This is a genomic window from Vibrio sp. AND4 (assembly GCF_000171815.1).
Classification (GTDB): Bacteria; Pseudomonadota; Gammaproteobacteria; order Enterobacterales; family Vibrionaceae; genus Vibrio.
The window spans coordinates 352314-374119 of record NZ_ABGR01000002.1; the positions used below are offsets into that span (position 1 = coordinate 352314).

The following is a 21806-nucleotide window of genomic DNA, read 5'->3' on the forward strand; positions in this document are numbered from 1 at the left end:
TTTCATCGTCTAGGGAGATGATGTTTATGCATCGTCAGTTTCAAACACCACATTGTAGTTTTCTGTATATGTGCAGTTCGATTGACGGCTACAAGTGAAAAAGCGTCGACCTTTAAACTCTCCTTGGCTGGCCGTTTTAATGATCATAGGGCTGCTGCATTTTTTACAAAAACGAATTTCTTTGTCTGGTTCAATCAAATCAATGTGTGCCGCTAATAAACGACGTAATCGCCCTACTTGATAACTGTGTTTGACCGATGCACCAATCAAAGGAAGGTTCGCTGATTTACAAACGTGCATGAGCAACTTTTGGCGCTCGACTTTACCTTTATGCAGTTGCTGACCATCATCAAACTCCATAATTACTCGCGGCTCTAGTGTTCTGGGATCGCAGATAACGAAATCAAAGTAGCTACGAGAAATTCGGTTGCTGGCAATGAAGAACTGCTTTTTGTTTTTAATCTCTTTGGGCGCAATCAGTATCGACATGTTTACTTTGGCAAATACGACTGCATGGTCACCAACTGCAGTTCTTAAGGCATTAAAAAATGCGCTCTCCTGTCCTTTAAGCAAAGGGCCTTTCGAACGGTACGTAAAGTCACGAGTGTCATCATTTTTTATTACGTATTTTTGAATGACAAAGAAGAAAACAACAAGAAGCACAACAATAATAAAGATGTTGGTCATAGATAAATAAAGCCCAAAACAACTAATTGAACAAAGCCTAAACGGAAAACCGCAATAGAGCAATAGAGCCGATATACTTTCTGAGGTGACGATATCCCTGAATGGGCACAATGAAAAAAATACAGTGGTTTACAGCAAATCTGCTGCAAACCACTAACGTCAAGCAATAAACTTAATGTTACTTCGCACTAAAACGAGAGGCAGCTTCATTTTTAAATGCACTATGCTGGCCGGCAAGTACCTTATTGAAACCGTCTAATGCGTTGTTAAACTTTGCCTCAGACTTGTCTGTCGCCCATTCGCCAATTTTATTGATCAGGTCAGATTTGAGTACTTTCATATCCGCTGTATCTCCAACCATCTTGGTTAGCTCCAAAGACGCATTGCTAGAAGGCTCAAGCAGGTTAGTGAACAGCTTGCCCAAATCTTTTTGGTGATTATCACAATAACTTTGCCAAAGCTCCGGCTGCTGTCCCACTGACCAACCGTTAAACTTCTTTTGTAAGTAGGTTAATGTATCATCACCTAGCCGCTCAGATAAATGAATATTAGACGATACGCTCACACCACCACCTAGCTTAACAGCCCCTGCAGCAGCGGCACCTTTACTTCCTACTGTGATAGATTCTGTTGCACGGATGTATTGAATATGGAATTTATTGTCTTCCCCTCTCACCATGTTTAATTCAAGTTTTGCGCCCAACCCAAGTGCACCCTCTAGCCCTAAAGTCGCGTCATTTGCTAACTCCACTTCGATGGCGTTTTTTGATAGAAACTGGCTAAGGGCTTCACCCACAGCAGCTCGAATAATAGGACCGTCAACCCTCTCTTTTGATGATGGTTTACCGAGAGGGATATCGGCAGTGAAAGCAATGTTTAGGTACTCGCCATCATTGTTCGGGTTGATATGGCCTGTAATATTGCTGTGTTTAACCACCATATCAACAGCTTTGTTCACACCCGGGATTTGTACAGATACATTACCACTCTTCTGTACATTGGTACTTTGCGCACCCGACATTAATGTTAACTGTTTTTCAATGTGTCGCTTCTGATCAAGGTTCATTTGAGGATTACTGTAAGTACGTTCCACATCACTAAGAAATTGACAAAATGCCGCTTCATCTTTATTCAAATAAGGCACTTCTCCATCAGAAAAGCTCGCTAGGTAGGTTTGAGTCAACGCAACATGGCTACAAATTACCGCACGTAAATACTCACCTCGACCATTAGAACCACGGTCATTTTCCATACTATGCTTGATAATGCTCATTTGCTTACGCGCATCGCTGCTTTTATTAGAATCCTTCTGATTAACTATGGTTGAATAGCTATCGTATTCTTTGAACAAGGCGGTGATGACGTCTTTAATTTCAGCACGCTTCGCTTTCAAGACATCGACATTGAGTTTGCCCGTCTTTATGTCAAGAGAAGCTGGATCTGCTTTCGCTTTTTTGGCAAGTTCACTGACTTCCAACGCCTTATCTTCCATCCACTTCAAACCTTTTAAACCGCTTTGAGTTTTGCGATTGCCAAGAAACTCATTGTCTTTTGTATCACCTCCAAGTGGCACCGAAATACTAAAGTAATCTGGATTGCGGGCCATAAGTCTTTGCGGTTGCTGACGAAGCTGTTGGAGTAAATCCGTATGCTTAGTGAAATGAGTCTCGGATTTGGAAAACGAGCCCCCTACGCTGATTTTAGAAAAATCTTTTATTCCTAAACCACCACCAATTGAAATACCTTTAGCAGAGGTTTCAGCTTTCACCGGAACACCATGCTTTTTAATTTTCGTCTCTATTCTATCCCCTTGCTCTAAGATCCCGTGCTGACGTAAGTCTTGCTGTAATTTATGGTTATTTACAACGACGCTTTCAAGCAGCTGATCAGCTTGGCGAGCTTGATGAATGCCACCAAGATTGATCAGTTTGTTAACGCCGCTCCCTGCAAGCATCGCGACCATATCATTGGCATGATAATCCACAAACGATTTAAGATTCGGGAAAACTTGAGCTGTACCTAGCCCCAAATTGCCACCAACATTAATATTTACAGGTGCACCACTGGCACCCGATCCTGCGACTCCAAGCGAAAAATTGTGTTTCTCACGAATTTTTGTATCATCACTGCCAAATACTTTAAAATCGTATTTTAGCTTAACAGTTGCCGACGCGGCCTCAAGATTAAATAAACCAAGCGCGCCACCGATATCAAGAGAGATCGATACAGCAGACTCCGACCCGCCCTTTGTCAAGCCACTAAACTGCTCTATTAACTGCTGTTTAAATTGGTCACGCAGTTGCGCTAACCCTTCGCAACGTAGCTGTTCTGCCAATCCGCCAATTCGAGCTTGGTCTTGTGAACCCGTTTCCAAGGTTTTGTGTACATTCATCAGCGCTTGGGATGCATTACTGTAATTAGCAGGGGTTTTAGTTCCCTCTAATTTAGACACAGCATCGCGGGCATGATTGACACTTTCAGAAGCAGGCAGACGTTCGAGCGCTTTAAGCAATACTGTGCTGTCGCCAACTTTAAACACGTTACCAAGCGACGCGTTGGCAAACAGTTGTAAGTTGCTAGAGGAAGAGCCTAAACACGTTTCTAAATGTCCCGCAGCAGAGAGAACCTTCGCAAACTCTTGGTTAGATAAGGTGTCGCTCTTTTCTTTTAGATACGGCGTTTCCAATAGAGCCGTTTGAACAGTCTGAGGGAAATTAGCAAAGGTTTCCCGTTGATTTTGACTAAACAATGACTCTACACGATGTGCAGATGATAAGTTGGCACTGCCAGTCAATTGAGGGTTTTTCGATACATTTAGCGCTAACGGGCTAATTTTTTGGGCGCCTTCAACGTCCTGTACTGAATTGATTCTAGAAGAATTGTCAACAAGAGATGTATTCACTGAAATCATGTCTTTACCTTTATACAAACAAAGAATTGTGAGAGAGAGAGAAGCCGCTCATATCCTGAGCACAAGTAGTCGTAGGCTCCCTCTCCAATAATTTTTGCTGCCAATAATCAGCAGCATCGACAAACCCCGAAAGAAGATCAGAAAAACGAAGTTGGTCTTGGTGGTTTACAGCCAAAGTGAGCAAAACTCGATTTTCATCGAACAATGAGAGCGTCGCACCATTGGTTGAATTCCAGAGACAGTTGCCCTCAAGAAGTAGGCGCATTTGCTTTTCTTCTATCAGCTCTCCCACTAAGGCATAAACAACAAGTTCGTTGGTTCGATATTCGAAATTGACCATCATTTTAGGCTTATCAAACATGACCGCCGCAAGTGAGAATTCATCGAAAGAGACTGGCTGCTCTACTGCATCGCCAAGCACCTTTTCCCATTGCACTTTATCCATAACAACTCCAAATCTAGTAGGCTTAAATTCCGGCCTCATAATGATTCAGATGACGAACTGCCATCGTGGGCTCGGTATAAATTCATACTAAAACAGTCACTTGAAGCGTGTTACCAATGAAAGTCACACTTTTATCAATAACTGACAATATACCCATAAAACTGGCGCATAAATTGATTGCGAGAGGTTAGCGTCTGACAAAGTATGGTCGAGTTCGGGAGTCGACCTAATAATGGGGGGCAAGTGTCAGATAGAATATTAGCGTTTTAATTCAGCTGCACAGGTTTAAGAAAAAGCGGACTAAACATAGAGGATACCAGGCCCCCTAAAGATACTTGGTTCAGCGAGAGCAACGTGGCTTATAGACGTTGCGGCAATTTAAAGGTCTCGTTGGCTAATATTATCTATCTGAATCGGGCTGATTTTCTGGCATGGCATCTATAAATGCAGGCAGTTGATTGCACGCCTCAACAATCGAGGTAATCACAGGATAAGGCGTCATATCCACGCCAAAACGCAACGCATTATAGACTTGTGGCACCAAGCAGATATCGACGATACATGGTGTTTCTAACAAACTGTAGGATTTGACACCAAAAACACTGTTTCTGTTTTGATTTCGATGTTGGTTTAATTTTTCTTCTAATGCGACAAAACCACGGTTAACCCAATGATGAATCCACTCGATTTTTGCTTCTTGCCCACACAACAGCTGCATTTCTAGGTACTGTAATATGCGCAAGTTATTAAGCGGGTGGATTTCCATCGCGATATCCTGGGCCATCGCCATTGCTTGGTAACGAAGAGGTGATTGTTCTGGTATTACTGGAACTTGGGGATATTGCTCATCAAGATATTGAATGATGGCAAGAGATTGGTTTAGCTGAACATCACCATCCACCAGCACTGGCACCAACTCCGATGCGTTTAACTCATGGTATTCCGCGCTGTGTTGTTCACCGCCGTTACGTACCAAATGAACGGATTTTGACTCGTAGCCCAAGGCTTTTAAGTTCAAACAAATCCGCACTCGATAAGCCGCTGAAGAACGCCAGTAACCATGGAGGGTGATGTTGTCACTCATTGCTTCCTTGCCTCTTAGTGCTTCAGATATTGACTGACTTGTTGATCAATCGCGCCAAAGATTGAGTTGCCATCTGCATCAAACATCTCTAGCTTGATCGAGTCACCAAACGACATAAAGCGCGTCGACGGTTTGCCATCACGAATGGTTTCAATCATGCGCACTTCTGCAATACAGGAATAGCCCACGCCACCTTCTTCGATAGAGGTCCCATGTTTTGTACCTTGCTTGTTCGACACCGTACCAGAACCAATGATAGCGCCAGCAGAAAGTGGACGCGTCTTGCTGGCATGTACAATCAAGTCGGCGAAATCAAACGTCATATCTACGCCTGCATCCGGGCAACCAAATGGCTTATGGTTGTAAGTAGAAACCAAAGGCAAATGAACTTTATTCTCATACCATGCTTCACCAAGTTCATCCGGCGTTACTGCGACAGGAGAAAAGGCCGATGAAGGTTTCGATTGGAAGAAGCCAAAACCTTTCGCCAACTCCGTTGGAATCAAACCACGCAGAGATACATCGTTAACTAGCATGATAAGACGAATCGAACCTTGCGCTTCTGCGATGCTTGCTCCCATTGGCACGTCACCAGTGATCACGGCAACTTCACCTTCAAAGTCAATACCCCACTCGTCGCTCGCAAATTCGATGTTGTCGCAAGGACCAATAAACGCATCTGAGCCGCCTTGATACATCAGAGGGTCGGTCCAGAAGCTTTCTGGCATTTCCGCACCGCGCGCTTTACGCACGAGTTCGACGTGATTGACATAAGCACTGCCATCCGCCCATTGATATGCACGAGGCAATGGTGATTCTAAATAGTGGGATTCAAACTCTTCACTTCCTGACACCGAACCATTGTTTAGCGCGTTATAAAGCTCTTCCAGTTGTGGGGCGATTTTATCCCAGTTGTCCAATGCCACTTGCATGGTTGGCGCGAGATGCATCGCATGGAAAATTTCGGTTGCCGAAACACATTGTGTTAGGTCTTTGCTCACGACCATCAACAGGCCATCGCGAGTACCATTTTTCTTAGTAGCTAATTTCATCCTTGCCCCTTACTTCTCTTGCCAGCTATAGACGTATTCTTTGTTTTCAACCTTATCGAGCTCGTCAGAAAACTCGAGCGCGTGGCGCGTATCAATCATCACGGCCACTTCATCGGTAAACTTCTTCTTGTATTCCTGACCTGCTTTGAACGCTTTCGGGTGAGGACCGTGGGTAAAGCCAGCAGGATGGAATGTCACCATGCCTGCTTCAATGTTGTCTCGGCTGAAGAAATCCCCTGCGTGATAAAATAAGACTTCGTCATAATCATCATTATTATGATAAAACGGTACCTTCAGCGCACCAGGATCGCTCTCAATTGGACGGGGTACGAACGTACACACCACAAATCCTGAGCCAACAAAAGTGGTGTGGGCAGAAGGCGGTAAGTGATAACGATGCGACATCAAAGGACGAATATCACGCCAGTTCATTTTCACCACAGCCAAGTCACCGTGCCAACCAATCGCATCTAGCGGATTGAATGGATAAGTCACCACACTCACTTTATCATGGCGCTTAACATGAACTTGAGTTAGCTCTTCTGAGTATTGCGCTCGGAACATATCGTTAATCGATGGCGTTTCCAAAATGGCAGGGTCGAATACAGCATGATTGCCCACCATCCCTTTCTCTGGCAAAGAATAAGCAGCATCAGTGTTTTCAATCATCAGAACAAACATTGGCTCGCTTGGTTCTAATCGCCAATTGGTTGAACGCGGGATCATCACGTAATCGCCTTCGCTCACTTTAAGGTGACCATAATCGCAGTAAAGGTCAGCAGCACCATGATGGATAAATAATAATTCGTCACCATCGGCGTTTCTAACCAAGAAATCCATTTTTTCATGCATACGCCACACGCGGATCTTACAATTGGCATTATGCAGAAGAGATGGTACTGCCCAAGGTGACAGCTGACTCGCTGTTTCAACTAAATTGAAATCAAAAGCGCGTGGACGTAAATCCCCTTCCCATTCAGACCAACCTGTCGGGGCATGTTGATGGTGAAAGTGTGCCGCAGGGCCAAAAAATCCACTCCGCCCCGCTTCACGTTCGTAAATTGCCTCTTTCGGGAAATCAGCATGTGCTTGCTTAGAGCACACCCCCTCCCGATGAGGGAATGTGATCCACTTATGCATCGCTTAGTACTCCTCGGCGGATTTGGTCTTCTTCAATCGATTCGAACAAGGCTTTGAAGTTACCTTCACCAAAGCCTTCATTACCTTTACGTTGAATGATTTCAAAGAACACCGGACCAATAACGGTCTGAGTAAAAATTTGCAACAAGATGCCATCTTTGGTTGGTGCACCATCAATGAGAATTTGAAGGTCATGGAGTTTGCTAACATCTTCGCCATGCCCTTTCACGCGATCGTCGACTTTTTCATAGTAAGTGTCCGGCGTTGACATAAAGTCCATACCACGATCACGCAGTGTTTGCACGGTTTGATAGATATCATCGGTTGTCATCGCAATATGCTGAATACCTTCACCGTTATATTCACGGATGAACTCTTCAATCTGCGATTTGTCATCAGAAGACTCATTGATAGGGATACGAATTTTGCCACAAGGGGCAGTCATTGCGCGGCTCACAAGCCCTGTCAGTTTACCCTCAATGTCGAAGTAACGAATCTCACGGAAGTTACCAATACGCTCGTAAAATCCAGACCACACGTCCATGTTGCCTTGCTTCACGTTGTGGGTCAGATGGTCGATTTCGTACAGGCCGACGTCGGCTTTCGCTAGTCGCTGATCTGCATCGTCATAGAACCGGAAGTCGACATCGTAAATACTCTGCTTACCGTAACGATCAACGAAATACAGCAGACTTTGACCAATACCGTATATTGCCGGAATGCTCAGCTCCATCGGACCGATTTCCGTTTTGTACTCTTCGCCACCGTTATCCAGCGCTTGCTTGAGTGCCACGCTAGCGTCTTGCACGCGAAAGGCCATGCCACAGACAGAGGGGCCATGAACTTTCGCGAAGCCTTGTGCCTGACTGTGCGGCTGAGCATTAACGATAAAACTGATGTCACCTTGTCGGTAAAGCCAAGCCTCTTTAGAACGGTGTTTTGCGATCTCGGCAAAACCCAGCGATACAAACAGTGTTTTCAGTTGTTCAATGCCTTCGCTGCTTGCCGCCGTGTACTCCACAAATTCGAATCCATCCGTGCCTAATGGGTTGTAGGTGTCCACCATGACTTTCTCCTTATGTCATTACCATGTTTGAACGTTCGTTCTTTTCCGATAGTTTTAACTTGGCGCAAGATAAGAAAAATTGGAATAGCCACGTAAAAATCTGACGATACACAGTTTTTATCACAAATTGTAAATCATATGTTACACGAACACCCCCATCAAAAAATGCTCACAAAAAATCAAAACACCCCCTTTTATATCAGTGGCTTATTCAACCCACCATCCATTTGCACACCATAACAACATGTAAACAAAGTGTTACCACGGGCATTTTTCGTTCAGACGCTTATCTTTATATTACAAACAACGGTGAATCAGAGGCTTATTCCCGGGCAGCATCGATTAGATAAATGACACGGTGACCGTTAAATCATCACGGGTGATCAGCAGGTCAGAATTCTGTCAGGCAAAGATATTTTTTGATTCTGGACAGTTTTCACGCGCATTCTCTGTGTAATAAAAGATATTCTGTTTCCTCTCGTCACCGTGCGCGACAACGCTACGGTTCGAATAAAAAAAGAGACACCCAAATGACACAAATTAATCAAGAACGTTTAATCGACCACTTTTGCCAATTGGTTCGCATCGATAGTGAATCTATGAATGAAAAACAAATCGCAGAAACGCTGGCTGAGCAATTGGGCGAACTTGGCTTTACCGTTCACAAACTACCAGTACCAGAACAGATTTCTAATGGCTTTAATGTGTATGCACGTCTGGAAGGTGGGAAAGAAGGTTCTATCCTAATGAGTTGCCACATGGACACGGTAACACCCGGAATAGGCATCGAACCAATCATCGAAGATGGTATTATCCGTTCAAAAGGCGACACCATTCTTGGCGGTGACGATAAATCAGGTATTGCAGCGATCATGGAAGCGGTTCGCTGTATTCAAGCAGAAAACTTAGCACATAAAACGCTGGAACTTGCTTTCACTGTGCATGAGGAAGGCGGTCTGTTCGGCTCTGAGCACTTCGACATGTCTTACGTAACGTCTAAAGAAGCGATCGTACTAGACACTGGCGGTCCTATCGGGACGATTGTCACTTCAGCACCTGGCCAACAAAAAATCATTGCAACCATCAAAGGCCGCCCCGCACACGCGGGCCTAGCCCCTGAAGAAGGCATCAGTGCGATCATGGTCGCGGCGGATGCAATCAACCAGATGAAGTTGCTTCGAATTGACGAAGAAACCACAGCGAATATCGGGATGGTGAACGGAGGTCAAGCGACTAACATAGTGATGCCTTCACTAAAAATCGTTGCTGAAGCACGCTCTCTAAACGACGCCAAACTTGAGAAACAAGTCAGCCACATGATCTCTACACTTAAGTCTGTTTGTGAAAAGCACGGGGCAGACATTGAAATCGAATCAGACCGCGCATACGACGCATTTGTTATCGAAGAAGGCAACGCACATGTCTCATCAATCAAAGCGGCATTCGCGGATATTGGTATCGACGCATTTACAAAAAGTACCGGCGGCGGTAGCGACGCGAACAACTTCAACAGAAAAGGCCTTACAACCGTCAACTTATCTACTGGCATGGCAAAAGTACACACAACCGAAGAGTTCATTGCGGTTGACGACATGGTAAAAGTCACTAAGTTTGTAAAGCACTTTCTCATAAAATAAGCAGCTGAAATATACCAAGCCACGCTCAATATAAACGCTAATATTGCACCCTTTTTGCCTCGATCATCAAGGGTGTTTTTGGCGTTAACGACAAGTCGAGTTACACTACGCGTTGTTTACGTTTTCTATTGCATACCCATGACTGACGCTGATATCGAACTGCAACACCTCTGGTTAGAAGTCCAAGCTGAACGCTGGCAGAACCTGTCCCGGTTTTTGTTTAGCTACTTCTGCTACAAGCACAATTTAGTGAGTAAGACCAATAAAATCTGTTGGGAGACTGCCCGTACTTTACTGCCATGTTCGACATCTATTGACGATCGTAAACACGCCGTTGTCGAGCCATTAGTGCCAGAGGAGAGTGTGGTTGGACTATTAAAAGCCATCAGCAAAGATGGTGAAATGAGCTTTGAAATAATGACGAGCACACTAAACACCTTTTTACGCTATGTGGTTATCAACAAAGAAGAGAAGGCACGGCTCAAACCCAATATGCCAGCAGTTTGGTATCAACAAGAAAATAAGGCATTGATGACACGCTTTGAGATTGCTGGCATTGATATTTTAGATACCAACTTTACATGAACTATTTTCACACATAAACACCAGACTTTAGTTCCCTGAATGGCTGCAAGACCTCATCACACTAACTCGAAATCCACTCAAATTGAGTCAGAACGTCTGATGGTGTAATGCTCGTGCATTATTGTCAGTATTAGGTGTGGCACCGTCAGTGAGAACAAGCCAACAAAAACCATGGGGAGCCACTTGTTGCCACTGAACGCTTGCGGAAGGAAACTGAACAAGCCAACAGCAAGAATAGCGGCTCCGGCCATAGGAATTACGGACACCTTAGCCAGAGACCACCAAGACAGTTTATATCGCCTTTTGACCTGCCAAGTATGAAGTGGCCCATGCAAGGCACAAAAATAAACGCAAAAGTAATAGAGTACTGGCAAGAAATAGCTCGTCAAAACCAACATAACCAGCCAAGCTAGCACTTCAACGGAAAGTTGTCGAAAGTCGATGAGTAAAATCGCCAAACTGAGAAGCCCCAAGATTGCCATAACAAAGACAATACTGCGCGCCTCACCATTAGGTACATCAAGCGCACTAAAATACATGGCAACAGGATCAGGCTGGAATAAAGCCGGCAGCCCCAACACAATGATTCCTATCAGCCCTCCTTTTCTAGGTACGAGATTTATCCAGTCCTCACCGAAATGGTAAGCCGCTAAAATGAGAAATAAGCAAAGGCAATACGTCGGTAGCCAAAACCACGCGAAAAGGCAGCATGCGGCCACCGCCACATAAACAATAATGCTGACAACAAAGCTCGCCTTGTCGGGAGCTCTGCGCTTATTGAACGATAATCCATGTAACATAATGATATCTAACGCGCCATGTGGCAAACCCAACGCCAAAATAGCGATAAGAGGCACGAGTTCAGTCAGTTCTAATTGAGAAAGGAGTCCGGAAAGGATAACCGCACCTAAATACACCACCCAAAGTTGGTTAACCGATAGACGTGTGCAACTTCTCATTGATCGAGTCCGATAGCGGCACGTAAAAATAGACGCTTTGGCATAGCGTTGATCACCCTTGCAATGTCACTGATAGTAGCACTTTCTGTCATAAATCTTGAGAACTGTTCAGGTGACGTTCCTTGCGCCATGCGACTAAATAGCTCTGGTGCAATGTCAGGCCGATAACGCAGTACTCTCAAAAATACGTTATCTAGCCAATAGTAAAGTCGAGGAGTTCTTATTGGCGCGATGTCGGTTCCCTTCCGTATTTGTTTGGCTAAATGTTCACTGTTACGTTGAATTGAGATAAAAGCGTACCCTGTTGCTGCTCGAATGTTTTGCCCTCGTATCCCGATTGATTGCCAACGAGAGGGGACGACTATTTTGCTGTTTTTTGACCTAGGGAAAGAAGTTTTATCCGCAGACATTGGGAGCACGCCATACTCCCACCCGACAATATTGTCGCGTGTTAATCCCATAGTCTCTATGTTGCTCAACGTTTTGCTCTCTAAACTTTGCTTGCATGGCGCTCTGGGTGAGAACTGCGTGACTTCAATCAATGCGTTATATTGATCAAAAGGCAGAACGTAAACAAACTCTGTGCTTTGCCCTACCGTTTTTATGTCGACCATTAAATCAGCGGTTTGATCACAAAACATCGGGTGACTACTTTTGACCCATGCCCCAGAAAAGCATTGTAAAAGACCATTGTTGGCACTTTTACTAGGTGGTTGGTAGCGGCTATCAAAGCCGATTTTGGCTTCAACAAAATATTCTTCACAACAAGCGGTTATGCACTGCCCATGTTGCCCAGTCTCCTTAATATCGGCGTCAAATACTAAAGTAACGTTATCTGCTCGCGTGAATGTGCTAATACAATAAGTAAAAAAATCCTCGCCCCGAATGCAGGAATAGCCCTGATCAACATCTTTTACAGAATGTAAGGTTTCGGCAACTTTCCAAGCTGACCACCTTTTGCTGATAAGGTGACGAAGATAAGGGGGAATATGCTCACTATTCCAAAAACACCAAGTTTTGTTGATGTTTGCTTGGCGCTCCTTTTCCAGCATGACAATGTTGCCGCGATATCCTTGTTGTAAGAGCGCCATAGCGAGTGAACATGTTGATAATCCAATGCCCAGCATAACGATGTCTGTTTTAATCGTTTCCATCAAATTTACTCTTGCATGTCTCGTAGTCGGTCAATAGGACCAGAGGCTGATGTAGATTAAAATCATGGTGGCAAGGTGAATCAAAAGAGATGGATGATAATGCAGATACCGCTACCTTGACCTTAGACAACAGTGTGACTTCAGTTCGCCCTTGCCAATAATTCAAGCCCCCCTGCCTCAGTTTAACGCCTATTTGCCTGTATACAGATTCGGCGACTATTATCGCGCGTCTACTTTGCTGAGGGAGAAAACAATACCCCTGGCGAGCGCTTCTGTAATACTGATCAGCAAGTTGCAATACTTTTTCAATAGCGGCACTCACCTGCCTGCGGACCGAATCGTGTTTCGAAGCGACAATCTCGTTAGGCGAAAACGGACACCATTGATAAGGTAAATATCGACGCCCCATTTTAGCATCCTCTAAGACGTCTCTGGCAATATTCGTAAGTTGCAGCGCTATCCCCAAATCGATAGCATAAGGCATACCCTTTTTGTCGGCTTTGAGTATCGGACACATCATCTGTCCTACAACGCCGGCGACCTTGTAGGCATATTGGATTAATTCTGTTTTACTTTGCACACGAACTGCACCTAAGTCACCTTTCACTCCCTTGACTAAAGTTGAAGCGTACGCGACAGGAATATCTAACTGATGTGAGAGCTTTAAAAAGTCTTCCACGAACGCCTCACTGGATCGCCCTATCATCAGCTGGTCTTGTACCTTGTCCAAGCGTTGCCGGGCAAGATGCTTATCATCTGTATCGTCAGCAATATCATCAACACAGCGACAAAAATAATACAACCTAGCCGACTGCTCCACCTGATTTCGACTGAGCAACAAACTGGCGAACCTAAATGTCTTTCCGTATGTAGACAAGCTGTTAAGGGCCGTATTTTCCATAACGTTCTCCCGTTGTATTTTCAGGTGAATTAATTCGAGAGCAGCTTACATTGTCATTTTTAGGAGCGATGGAGCTCGTGCTAACGCTAATTCGCTCGCTGGCTAAACCCTGGTACTCTCTGCAATGCCGTGAGCATTGGGGACCAGTTTGTCCAACACTTTGGCTGAACAAAGAACACCTGGAAGGCCCGCTCCTGGGTGGCTTCCAGCACCGACAACGTAAAGGTTATCAAGCCCTTCACCACGATTGTGAAACCTGAAATAAGCAGATTGTGCGAGTGTGGGGGCAATGGAGAATCCAGCCCCATTTATGCTGTTATAGTCACTTTTGAAGTCGCTCGGTGTCATGCAAAACTGCTCGGTAATACAATCTCTTAATCCTGGCAGCATGGTGGAATCAAGTGCTTTTACAATTCTATCACTGTATTCTTCTTTTATTGATTCCCAATCAATTTTAGATTGTAGGTTTGGTACTGGCGCAAGTACGTAAAAGCTATCGCAGCCGTCTGGAGCCAAACTGGGATCAGTGGCCGTTGGTCTGTGTACGTACAGAGAAAAATCGTCAGCCAACACCTTTTTATTAAAAATATCATTCAGTAAGCTTTCATAACGCCTACCTAACCAGATTGTATGATGCGCGACGCTTTGGTACTTCTGCGTTGTCCCGAAGTAAAGCACAAAAAGCCCCATCGAGTATTTGGCGTGACGAGTTTTGAGCCTGACTGGTAATGTTTGGTCTTGTTTCGCAATCATCTTTCGGTAGAGAAATGCGGGGTCAGCATTAGACACAACAACATCGCAAGGCAGTCGCTCGCCACCAGCAAGCTCTACACCAGTCACTTTCCCATGCTTAGAGATAACGCTTTGAACTTCAGTACCCAATTTTATTTGAATACCATTTTCAAGCATGAGTTTCTTCAGTCCACTGACCAGAGCCCCCATTCCACCGATGGCAAAATGCACCCCCCATTTCAGCTCGAGAAAATGAATGAGGTTATAAATACTCGTGGTATCAAAGGGGTTGCCGCCGACAAGCAGTGGCTGGATCGAGAATGCTTGCCTTAACTTCTCATGCTCTAAATGCTCGCAAACCAATTGCCAGACCGTTTTATGACACCCTAGTCGTATTAAATTAGGAATTTGTTTGACCATCGTGAGCGGACTATGGAAGGGCTCATCTGCAAGCCTAGTAAAGCCAATATCGAAAATGGATTCAGACTTTTTCAGCAGATTTTGGTATCCACCAACATCTTTAGGTGAAATCTCTCTTATTGCCTTGATGGTATCATCGAGCGTTGCGCCATAGTCGAAGGTAGTATGGTCTGGATAGTAGAAACGATACCACGGTGTAACGGGAACAATCGAAACATACTGGTTTGTTGTCTTTCCAAACAGAGCAAAAAGCTCATCAATTAAAAATGGAGCGGTGATAACCGTTGGACCTGCGTCAAAAATAAAACCGTTACGTTCGAACACTCTGGCCCTACCGCCAAGCTGACGTCCTTTGTCCAGTATCGTGACATCGTAACCTTTGGCACGAAGTCTCAAGGAGGCGGCGATACCGCCAAAACCCGCGCCAATCACCACGGCTTTATTTCTCGTAGCTGACTGATTATTGCCCCTCACTCAGCCCCTCCTTTGCCATTGCCCGTAGTTTGCGCACCACTCCACCCAAACTCTGTTGACACCCGACCGGTAGTCGGATCAAATCACGCTCACAACTTTTGATTAGATAAATAGCACGATTTTTAGTCAGTTTGAGCGCGGTTTCTTTATCACTGTTGTTGAGATTTAGATTCAAAAGATTTGGACGACCACGTTTGAAGTCCTTCGCGCTATCATTGATATCGTCTAAAATTTGATAAGCGACGGCAAGGTTAAATGCTGCATGCCTCGCGGTTTGTATATCAGAGTGCTTTTCGGTCACAATAAGGGGGAGCTCTAGAGATAAAGCAAGTAACGGTCCAGCTTTCTTGGCCGCAATGTCCTCGTATTCGTCGCGATGAATGTCTTCTTTCGCGGTGAGATCGGCGATTTGCCCCTCGATAGTTGTGGTAACCGCTTTTTGAGTCGCCTCAAGCAGCTTGGGGACAGATTTGGAGCAAGACACCTCAGCTAACACACCAAATGCTTTTGCGATAAGGTAGTCACCAGTACATATTGCAATGCTGGAGCCGAATTTAGCCCAAACGGCCATCGCGCCTCGCCTCACCGAATCTTTATCTTGTATGTCATCATGTATGAGCGACGCGTTATGAAGTAATTCAATCGTTACAGCCAACCTTACAGCATCATCGTAGTGTATTCCCAAACTCAATGATATCTCTAAACAGACTTGCATTCTGACACGGCTCCCGCCTGTATCTAAATGGTAAATCGCAGGACGGTTACTGGACACAACGGACGTTAGATACCTTTCGCAGTCTCGGTAGATAAACTCTTGATGATGAATGGTTATGCTCTGAGAAGAGTTGTTCATTGTCATCCCCTCTTCTTGGTATGGAAAGAGGGACAGAGAGTAAACTCTGCCCGTTTTCAACAACTTAATGCCTTGTTATAGCATTACGCATCCTGACTCTCGGAGGTTGCCGCATACCAGATGAGCAATCCAAACGCGATTTTATTAATCACATCGGCAAGGTTATAAACTAAGTTCAAAGAGGCATCATCAACCGCGCCCATCATGTAGCCCAGAACGTAACCGATAGGATAGATGGCCCATCCCACCGTCACAATCCAACGCATCAGGTTATATGCAAATTTCACGGAGTCACTGGCTTGTTGTTGCGCTGCTTTACCCGCTTCGCCAAGAAAAATTTCATAGAGAATATAAAACCAGCCTAGCATACCAATTACAAATCCGACGGTTACGCTGATGTATCCAACCTCACCCATAAAGCCTGCAATTAGCATTACTAATGTACCAATCAACAGACGCCAGAATATGCCAGCAGAGGCCGCGCCGATAGCTCGTAGTATAAGGTAGAACTCAATCATGAGTAATGGCACTGTGAGCAACCAGTCGATATATCTGTAGACAGTCGGTGTTTCACCGGTCGCAACCCAAACATCCCTCATATAGAAATAGTGAACCGCTGCAATTAAAGTAACCAAAGCCGACACTGTTAGTGATGTTTTCCATTTCGCAGTGACGCATTGTGTTTCCCATAAAAAGAACACAGTGGAGGCCATTAAAGCCATCGATATCAACCAAAAGGAAATACCAACAAAGTCATTCGGTTGTAAATTTGCCGCAGCATAAACAGCCGTTGGAAAAAGTAGTATCGCCATTGATAATAGCAATTTTGTCAGCAAGCTAGGGGTATTAGCCCACAGCGAAAGCGGTGTTATCTTTTCAACTTGGTTTTTCATAATAGTCTCACTTTTAACGGTTGGTTTGGCGAGGACCACAAATCTAAAACTATCTCGCTTTTAGGTATGGATACGAACAATTTACTTAATATGATCAACAAGTAATGCCTAGTAAAAAATGATAGTTGACATAATCTCATTGTCCAGAAGAGGATCTATAAACAAATTAAGAGCAAAATCACACAACCTATCTCCCCTGTGCTCTCCGTTTTTGCTCGAAGTAAGCATTTCAAAATTACCACCTAAGACCGGAGGTAAATTTGTAAGATAAATAAAGTTAAATAGAGAATTCTCCTCAAAATTAAATAACACAATGAGAAAATGCGATCATGCTAACAGTAAATAAAATATGTATTACAAATGATTTAAATATCATAAAACCCAAAATTGCCACAATAAAAACCGCATAAAAACAATATTCAATTACATCATTAAAATAAAAACTTGCCATTAATCAACCTTTGCCATAAGGTTACTCAAAATAAATAATTGCGATACTTTTACACAAAATACATTCCTATCTTTAAAGTAAAAACACATCAATAATACACAGGAGGGCGAATAATTATATAAATATATTTATTACCAACAAGTATAGCAACCTTTAAGTTAATAAAACTAATTACAAATACTAACAACAATATAATAGGCTTAAAATGAATAAGATTAATACTATTGCTCTCGTAATAGCTGTAGTGACAAATAGTACATATTGCTTTGCAAATATAAATCAAACGCCGTCGATGAATCACTCCTATGATCACAAATTCAAAGCAAACGGAGAGCTCGCTAAGCAAACTGGAGCTTTGTTAAACATTGCATTAAATAGCATGCCCCCAAATCAACTAAACAGCTTAGCTGAAGATTATCTGAATCAAGTGGAAGCTATCGACTTATCAGCCTCACTTTATAGTGAAGAGCGTTCAAAAAATGATGCGATAAAACAGAAAGTTGCCGAGTCCATTCTTTATCTAAAGAAACATCAACACATTTCAAATCCAAGGTTCTTACCAACAGAAGGCAATATCGCAGGATGGTGTGTTGAATTGGCTAACTCTAGCTGTAGTGACTCAATAAGCCTTTTTGGTGAAAATGCCTACCTTGATGAAGAACAATCTCAAACTGGAGGTTATTCACTTATTGTGGGTAAACCAAACATTGAAGCAACAGTGAAAACTACATTGCAAACCGTGCCTGGTCAAACTTACACCTTATCTTTTGATATGACGGGTAATTTCGTAAAATACCACACCTTTTCATACACCTACCAGCCTGTATACGCTGTTGTCGATATTGGCGGTGAAAAAGTCGAACTCAACAAGCAGCACCCCCTCGTTGAGATTGATTACTGGATAAGGGGAAACTTCGGTCATGTATATGCACCGTGGGATAACCAAGAGAATGGTCGCAAACACTGGGAGAAAGTCGAGTTACAATTCGTTGCGTCTCAACAGCAAACAACACTCAGCTTTACCCACAAGGCACAGACAGAGTTGGGACAAAAAACCTCTCCTTTGATGCTTTCCAATGTCATGGTTTTCGATGATGTCACTGCTGACAAAGAGTTAAGCCCTGGCAAAGTCGCCCTAATCGCCTCTTCTACGGTTACTGTTGTCGGAGCAGGAGCAACCTTAGTATATCTTGCGAAAAAAGGGATAATACAAAACGTTTTTGCAAAACTTGGCTTAACCTCTACTACCGTTGGCCCAGGGACAAGGACGATGGCGATAACAACGGCATTCGATGATATGTACGAAATCATGCAGGGCAGTGGCGGCCGGCAAGTCATAGAGAATTATTTAGCATATCCAACCTTTGAATATGGAGCTGAATATTTTCATAACCCCATCACGCCATCCGACCTAGACCTGATGGCAGATATGGGCTTCCGGGAAGTTGCAACTGGGATGTCGGCTAATCAGCTTCAATTTGAAGACAGTGCTACATACATAACAAAGACCGTATCTTTATCTACACCAATAGAAGAACAGACAGTAATAAAATTTGGGTCACAAGAACAAGCTGCAAATTTTGCAAGACAGCTGGATTCATACCTTCTAAGAGAAGAAATCGCAATTCCGGGTATTCATCAATACGTAAATAGTATTAGCGTAATGATCGGGAACGAAGAAGCGAATGCTTCAGTTGCAGAGCACGAATCTGTCATCATTTTACACAGCGCCGCAGAGTTTGATGTGGGCGGAGTGGTTCAAATAGGTGTTACAGAGTTTATTTCTCGCTTCGCGATGTTAAGAGGATTTGATCAGTATATTGTTGACAGTCTGCCATTTACTTACAACCCTACTAGCCTGTCTGGTATTGGATGGAGCTCGATAGCTGAAGATGTAAACTTAGCTGCATCCACAGTAATTCATAGTGCCTATCAAGAAGGCATGACTGTTGAGGAGTTTTCAACAGCGGCTATGGAAGCACTCGAGTTGGCTGGTGTTGTCGCACTACTGTAGATAACGATACTAGTGAGCCAATGATGCAAGCACACACATTAACTTGGCCCCCGGCACACATTACAAAAGAGCTCGCTTCCTGACGGAGGCGAGCTAGTTATTTCTAAACTCAAAGAGTCTCACTGGTTGTAGGATTATCAGACGCCTACTCCCAGTTAGAAAATTGGCAGTGCACGTTAACCCTATTTAAAGTAGTGCGATGCCTTATAGCGCACAGCCAGTGGCAGGAGCCGTTCCATTTTCAATATTGTATTGCTCAAATAAATGTTTTTTAAAGTAACTATACTTGGTCCGTGTCTTACGATAGGTAGTGAATTTAACTTGAAGCTTTGCTTCGTCACCAACAGCCAAACCCTCATGATCTCTCATGTATTGATACCAATCGTTTGTATTCGGATCCTTGAAGTTTTGTGGTATCTGACCCAGGTAACTAACGTCAGCCTTCGCAATGTGAGGCCATGCCGCCAGTTGCTCTTCAAATAACGGCCTACAAGATTCACAAGGAAGTTGATTTACAAACACGGTTAAATTTCCCCCTGTAGGCAATTCATTGCTCATAATATCTCTTTCGATTCTTCTCAGTGCTTTTATCTCCGCATCATTGGCTCTGTCAAAATTCGATGCTCTGAAATATCGACCACTGCTGTTATATTCCTCTTTCGTAATTTTACCCGTTACGAGCCGTTCATTCTCCCTCATCTCTGCCTCAATTTTTTGACGAAAATCGACAGGGTACCCCTCCAATTTAGGCGTTGGTGTTTCACCACTAAACGAATGGTATACGCGTGTGATACTTTCTCCATTTGGCGCAATATACTGGTATTCAAATCGAGCAATCGATTTGTCGGCAATTCTTTTTACTCCGCGTTCGACATCGTTTTTTTGAAAATTATCAAGTGAAACAATCTTGATGTAGGCGTGACCATAGGAATCCACAATTCTATCAACGGTTTGATTGAGTAGGCTTAGTACTGCAGTATCAGATTCAGTAACTCGGGATACATTCACTTCAGCAGAGAAAGCGGAAATAGATATGATGGCAAGTGGCATCCCTAATATGTTTATTTTTTTATTCATTGGTGGTTCCTCAATCAATTTCACAAAACTCTGTCAGGAATGCTTCTTGGCTAGCTTCAACCTCTTCTGCTTCCCATAGTCCCTCTGCACCTAACTCAGCAGCTTCACTGGCGGTAAAGAACTCAAATGCACTAAGTCCATCCATTACCATAGTGAGCGGCAACAAAGTATCCAGCAAGCTTGCTAAAAAGCTGTGCTGCTGCCCATCATGCGAATATTTTGGCGTAATTGCTTTGGAGAACTCTTCCGTATACCAATTCCAGAGTCCCTTGTCTGTCATATCAACAAAACACTGGTTTCTCGTCTTTTGTGTGCCTCGAAATTTGAACTCAGCTGTGCAAGGAAAGTCGACGAAATAGCCCATACGGTCGACCAATGCAGCGGAAAGGCGCGCTAACCGGTACTGAGTTTTCAGATATTTTCTATTATGCTTGTACGGGTTGACAACTGACTTAATAGAACCATTAAGAATCGCCATTAGATATTCTTTGTCACTTTCTGAGATATCACTTAATCGATACGTATTATTCAAAAACCTTTTAATAACATCAGTATAGATACCGTTTTTTCTCCAATCAGACTCTTTAATTATTTGGCTTTTGTCACGAACAATTTGAACCGCAAGAGCAAACTTTGATATCAGCGCATGTACATTAAAACTATAATATTCATCTTCAACGGTGAAAAGGCTCCATGCTTTATAATATATATCGGGGTCAATTTGGGCTTTGACTACATTTGCTCTTACCGCTAGTGAATCTTTGCTGTAAAAATAGCTACCAGGAACAGATGTACTACCCGGGTTTAGTTGCTTTTTAGAAAACTCGATCAAAGGCCTCGCTTTAGTAAAGCCAGCCTCCTTTGCGAGCAGTCTCAGTGAGACAGTCTCTGAAGGATCGACGTTATAATAACCTCTAAAATCACTCCACGCCGATTGCCATGTAATATCATTGAGTAACCAAGTGGCACTGTCATTCATATTCGAGTACTCGGAATCCGGATGAACTAAAAAAATGTCTTTTATATATTCATCCGTATATTTTTTATCAAAATCGTTGTAATGCAGTGCCTTTATAAACGTATCCGCTTGAACAGAAACTGCATTCGACGAATAACAAGCTACTGCTATTAATGCTAGTAGCGATGTTTTTTTTAACATCCCTCTTCTCCTTGTGATGTCTATTTGAACATGTTGCATATCCAAATATCACACCTAAAGAGAAAAGTGTTTATAACAAAAAGACGAGTTTTTATAACTTTAACACCAAAAA

Annotated in this window: 18 protein-coding genes; 3 read left to right on the forward strand and 15 right to left on the reverse strand. The window is 43.5% G+C overall.

From position 1 onward, the window contains the following. Nucleotides 1–24 precede the first annotated feature (24 nt). The 7 genes from AND4_RS04310 to hppD all read right to left on the reverse strand — a co-directional run bounded on the left by AND4_RS04310 (nucleotide 25) and on the right by hppD (nucleotide 8385). Complete coding sequence (locus tag AND4_RS04310) at nucleotides 25–687, reverse strand: DUF2726 domain-containing protein (RefSeq protein ID WP_009841681.1); 663 nt, start codon at nucleotides 685–687, stop codon at nucleotides 25–27. A 178-nt stretch (nucleotides 688–865) separates the two neighbouring features. After that, the gene (locus AND4_RS04315) at nucleotides 866–3598 is read right to left on the reverse strand and encodes a hypothetical protein (RefSeq protein ID WP_009841682.1); all 2733 of its coding nucleotides are present in this window, start codon (nucleotides 3596–3598) and stop codon (nucleotides 866–868) included. Nucleotides 3599–3608: 10 nt separating this feature from the next. Further along, the gene (locus tag AND4_RS04320) at nucleotides 3609–4043 is read right to left on the reverse strand and encodes a type III secretion system chaperone (protein ID WP_009841683.1); all 435 of its coding nucleotides are present in this window, start codon (nucleotides 4041–4043) and stop codon (nucleotides 3609–3611) included. 400 nt (nucleotides 4044–4443) lie between these two features. After that, nucleotides 4444–5127: a maleylacetoacetate isomerase gene (gene maiA, locus AND4_RS04325; RefSeq protein ID WP_009841684.1), complete on the reverse strand. Its 684-nt coding sequence runs from the start codon at nucleotides 5125–5127 to the stop codon at nucleotides 4444–4446. A gap of 14 nt (nucleotides 5128–5141) precedes the next feature. Then, nucleotides 5142–6179 carry a fumarylacetoacetate hydrolase family protein gene (locus tag AND4_RS04330; protein ID WP_009841685.1) on the reverse strand — a complete coding sequence of 346 codons (1038 nt, stop codon included), beginning with the start codon at nucleotides 6177–6179 and terminating at the stop codon, nucleotides 5142–5144. 9 nt (nucleotides 6180–6188) lie between these two features. After that, a complete protein-coding gene (locus AND4_RS04335; protein ID WP_009841686.1) occupies nucleotides 6189–7319 on the reverse strand; it encodes a homogentisate 1,2-dioxygenase in 1131 nt (376 codons plus the stop codon). Then, nucleotides 7312–8385 (reverse strand): 4-hydroxyphenylpyruvate dioxygenase, encoded by a 1074-nt coding sequence (gene hppD, locus AND4_RS04340; RefSeq protein ID WP_009841687.1) that lies wholly within the window; start codon nucleotides 8383–8385, stop codon nucleotides 7312–7314. Before hppD ends, AND4_RS04335 begins: the two co-directional genes overlap by 8 nt. Nucleotides 8386–8915: 530 nt before the next feature. Between hppD and AND4_RS04345 the strand changes: the two genes are divergently transcribed. Both AND4_RS04345 and AND4_RS04350 read left to right on the forward strand, forming a co-directional pair. Next, nucleotides 8916–10022, forward strand: a complete 1107-nt coding sequence (locus tag AND4_RS04345; protein ID WP_009841688.1) for a M20/M25/M40 family metallo-hydrolase — start codon at nucleotides 8916–8918, stop codon at nucleotides 10020–10022. A gap of 138 nt (nucleotides 10023–10160) precedes the next feature. Continuing rightward, nucleotides 10161–10607 carry a hypothetical protein gene (locus AND4_RS04350; RefSeq protein ID WP_009841689.1) on the forward strand — a complete coding sequence of 149 codons (447 nt, stop codon included), beginning with the start codon at nucleotides 10161–10163 and terminating at the stop codon, nucleotides 10605–10607. A gap of 77 nt (nucleotides 10608–10684) precedes the next feature. Here AND4_RS04350 and AND4_RS04355 read toward each other — a convergent pair whose 3' ends face one another. The 6 genes from AND4_RS04355 to AND4_RS04380 all read right to left on the reverse strand — a co-directional run bounded on the left by AND4_RS04355 (nucleotide 10685) and on the right by AND4_RS04380 (nucleotide 16912). After that, entirely contained in the window at nucleotides 10685–11566 is an 882-nt protein-coding gene (locus AND4_RS04355) for a Brp/Blh family beta-carotene 15,15'-dioxygenase (protein ID WP_009841690.1), read from the reverse strand. Then, entirely contained in the window at nucleotides 11563–12720 is a 1158-nt protein-coding gene (locus AND4_RS04360; RefSeq protein WP_009841691.1) for a lycopene cyclase family protein, read from the reverse strand. Before AND4_RS04360 ends, AND4_RS04355 begins: the two co-directional genes overlap by 4 nt. Further along, complete coding sequence (locus AND4_RS04365) at nucleotides 12707–13621, reverse strand: phytoene/squalene synthase family protein (protein ID WP_009841692.1); 915 nt, start codon at nucleotides 13619–13621, stop codon at nucleotides 12707–12709. The genes AND4_RS04360 and AND4_RS04365 overlap by 14 nt, the downstream gene beginning before the upstream one ends. A 102-nt stretch (nucleotides 13622–13723) precedes the next feature. Beyond that, entirely contained in the window at nucleotides 13724–15247 is a 1524-nt protein-coding gene (crtI, locus tag AND4_RS04370; protein WP_009841693.1) for a phytoene desaturase family protein, read from the reverse strand. Continuing rightward, nucleotides 15234–16100, reverse strand: a complete 867-nt coding sequence (locus tag AND4_RS04375) for a polyprenyl synthetase family protein (protein WP_043991482.1) — start codon at nucleotides 16098–16100, stop codon at nucleotides 15234–15236. The genes crtI and AND4_RS04375 overlap by 14 nt, the downstream gene beginning before the upstream one ends. A gap of 83 nt (nucleotides 16101–16183) precedes the next feature. Continuing rightward, the gene (locus AND4_RS04380; RefSeq protein ID WP_206536069.1) at nucleotides 16184–16912 is read right to left on the reverse strand and encodes a bacteriorhodopsin-like; all 729 of its coding nucleotides are present in this window, start codon (nucleotides 16910–16912) and stop codon (nucleotides 16184–16186) included. Between the two features lie 737 nt (nucleotides 16913–17649). Here AND4_RS04380 and AND4_RS04385 point away from each other — a divergent pair. Then, on the forward strand, nucleotides 17650–19458 hold the full coding sequence (locus AND4_RS04385; protein ID WP_241210241.1) for a hypothetical protein: 1809 nt from the start codon (nucleotides 17650–17652) through the stop codon (nucleotides 19456–19458). 204 nt (nucleotides 19459–19662) lie between these two features. Here the strand turns inward: AND4_RS04385 and AND4_RS04390 are convergent, their stop codons facing one another. Together AND4_RS04390 and AND4_RS04395 are read right to left on the reverse strand one after the other, a co-directional pair. Then, nucleotides 19663–20535, reverse strand: coding sequence for a hypothetical protein (locus AND4_RS04390; RefSeq protein WP_009841697.1), 873 nt, complete (start codon nucleotides 20533–20535; stop codon nucleotides 19663–19665). A gap of 10 nt (nucleotides 20536–20545) precedes the next feature. Beyond that, on the reverse strand, nucleotides 20546–21694 hold the full coding sequence (locus AND4_RS04395) for a hypothetical protein (RefSeq protein WP_009841698.1): 1149 nt from the start codon (nucleotides 21692–21694) through the stop codon (nucleotides 20546–20548). Nucleotides 21695–21806 lie beyond the last annotated feature (112 nt).